Source organism: Candidatus Hydrogenedentota bacterium, assembly GCA_012523015.1.
GTDB lineage: Bacteria > Hydrogenedentota > Hydrogenedentia > Hydrogenedentales > CAITNO01 > JAAYBJ01.
The window spans coordinates 1-2,439 of record JAAYJI010000139.1; the positions used below are offsets into that span (position 1 = coordinate 1).

Sequence of the window (2,439 nt, forward strand, 5' to 3'; positions counted from 1 at the left end):
CGATTTTTGCACGCAGCCGATTCAAACGCCCACGCAACGTGGAAACACGATAATCACCGCTCAACCCGGCGATACCCTCTGAGCGCTCGATGGCTTGCAGGCTTTCTTCGCAAATTTCCGCCGCCGCTTTCGGGTTGCGGAATTGATGTTCTAAAAATTTTGCCAGTTCCGCAGCACCGACACAGTCCTTGGGAAACTCCTCATGAAGCATTTTCCACGTGTTGAACATTTCATCAAAACGCCGCAGCCGTTTCCACGATTGACCGGTCAGATGCAGGCATTCCCGACGCAAATCATCGGCAATCGCAAATTTATCCAAAAACTGCTGTCCCTGTTCCACCACTGCCTTATATTCTTTATTTTTGTAATAGAGGCGGATGACAGAGAGACGGTCTTCCGCATGATAAAAAGCGGACCCTTCAGAAGCAGCAAGACTTTCTGACAGATGCCCCGCCAAAGCGCCCAAAGACACGATATCCAGAGCGTTATGTTCAAAAACGCCGGGCAAGGCGCGAGGATCGCCTGTGTCCAAAAAGTAAAACCAAATATTAGGAATAGCAAAACCGGGCACATCATCCACACGATGGAAATCGAGAACAGACCTTTCAATGTTTTTCAGGCTGCAATCGCCCAGGCGTTGTTTCCAAACACGGCGAACCGCATGCACCAAATCATAATGCGCAAGATGTTCGAAAGGATCGTTGAGCCGATGCTGCACAAAGCGTGCACGGAGCAGCGGCAGATCAAAACTTTTCCCATTGAAACTGACGAGACAATCGAATTCAAGAAACTTTTCAGCCAGATAAGCGAGCACCGCTCCTTCATCGTCATAATCGCGCATAAAACATTGTTCAAGAACGAAACCGGTATTGCGGTAATAGCCCAAACCAATCAGGAAGGCTGCAGTCCCCGCACCGCCTGCCAATCCCGTCGTTTCCGTATCAATATAACAGCTTTTCAAAGGATTGATATCTTTCAATCCCTTGTCGCAGGCGCTTAACGCGAGTTGTTCTCCCCTGCACTGCAGGCCCAAACTTAAGGGGATTTCGCCTACATGGTAGGTGAGCGGATAATTCTTTTTCATGTGGAAAAAGCCGAAGTCGTCATCACCATGAATTTCACCGTGAACAAGTGTGCTGAGCGGCGGATACTCACCTGCATCAGTGTCGGTATCTGGCTCAGCCGAGCTCGACGTCCGCCCGGAACCCATGAAGGCACTTAATAGTCCTTCCTTTTCCTGTGTCAGAAAAGAACCGGATTCAGAAGGTTTTTCCGTCTGCGATGAAGACGCGGGAGTGGACGTTGAAGAAGCCTCCTTCTTAGGCGCCGTTTTGTCCTCATCACCGCCTGCAGGCGGCAGCATGTTCGCCGTCGTCAACGGCAATGACTCTTTCAATTCTTCTATAATTTTCTTGTTATCGTTCATAGCTATACTATCCTGATAGTATCCAAGGCACGATCTCTACCTTCGTGGGTGCCCTCTGCCTAAAAACCGCGTTGAAGGGGCAAACTATACAGGCAGTATACCACAAGGAAAAGCGCAACTATTGCAAATTCCAACAGAACATCCCGGCTACTTGATACAATAGGCGTGCCGAGAAAGCGCCATAAAAAGTAAATCTTCATGCCCAACTTGAAAGAGACATAAAGACCGTATTGTCTGATACCAAAGTATTGGTGTAGGCTATTATCCAAATTCTGCTGCCTGTCGCAGAAAACGAAAAGGACAATTTCATGCGTCAAGGAATATTGACTCTAGTCATACCCCTTTATAACGAAGGGGAACATTTCCAATACAGCTTTTATGTGATCCGCGATACCTTGGACAGACTGCCGTCCACACAGATTAAGGGGTGGGAATGTGTGCTCGTAGATGACGGGTCCGCCGACAATACCTGGGAGGTTTTGCAAGGACTCGCTAAATCAGACACGGAACGAATCGTACCGCTCCGATTCAGCCGTAATTTTGGCAAAGAAGCCGCCATCCGCGCCGGGCTCGCGCAAGCCACAGGTGATTTGGTCATCGTCATGGACGGCGATTTGGAACATCCCCCTGCCATGATCCCCGACATGGTGAACTTATGGGCAACGGGCAACATAGAAGTGGTCAATACTGTCAAAGAACAACGCTCCAAAGAATCGCCTCTCTATCGCTTTGCCGTCTTCCTCTTTAATTTCCTCATGCGGCTTGTCGTACCGCAGCATGTGACGGGAGACAGCGATTTTAAATTATTGGATCGTAAAGTAGTGGATGCCTTTTTGGCCCTTGCCGAACGACGCAGTTTTTTCCGTGGCTTAATCGGATGGATGGGTTTTCGCAGTGCCCGGCTGCCGCTGCCGCCCATGAACCGCACTGTCGGTCAAACAAAATTCACCATGAAAAGCCTCATAGAACTGGGCATGACCGCGCTCACCTCCTTCTCCACACTAGCCTTACAC

Annotated in this window: 2 protein-coding genes; one reads left to right on the forward strand and one right to left on the reverse strand. The window is 49.4% G+C overall.

Going from position 1 to position 2,439, the window contains the following annotated elements; all coding sequences use genetic code 11:
- The coding region (locus tag GX117_05770) for a ribonuclease H-like domain-containing protein (GenBank protein NLO32850.1) at window positions 1-1,426 on the reverse strand (1,426 nt) is incomplete at its 3' end.
- Window positions 1,427-1,734: 308 nt separating this feature from the next.
- Here GX117_05770 and GX117_05775 point away from each other — a divergent pair.
- The coding region (locus tag GX117_05775; protein NLO32851.1) for a glycosyltransferase family 2 protein at window positions 1,735-2,439 on the forward strand (705 nt) is incomplete at its 3' end.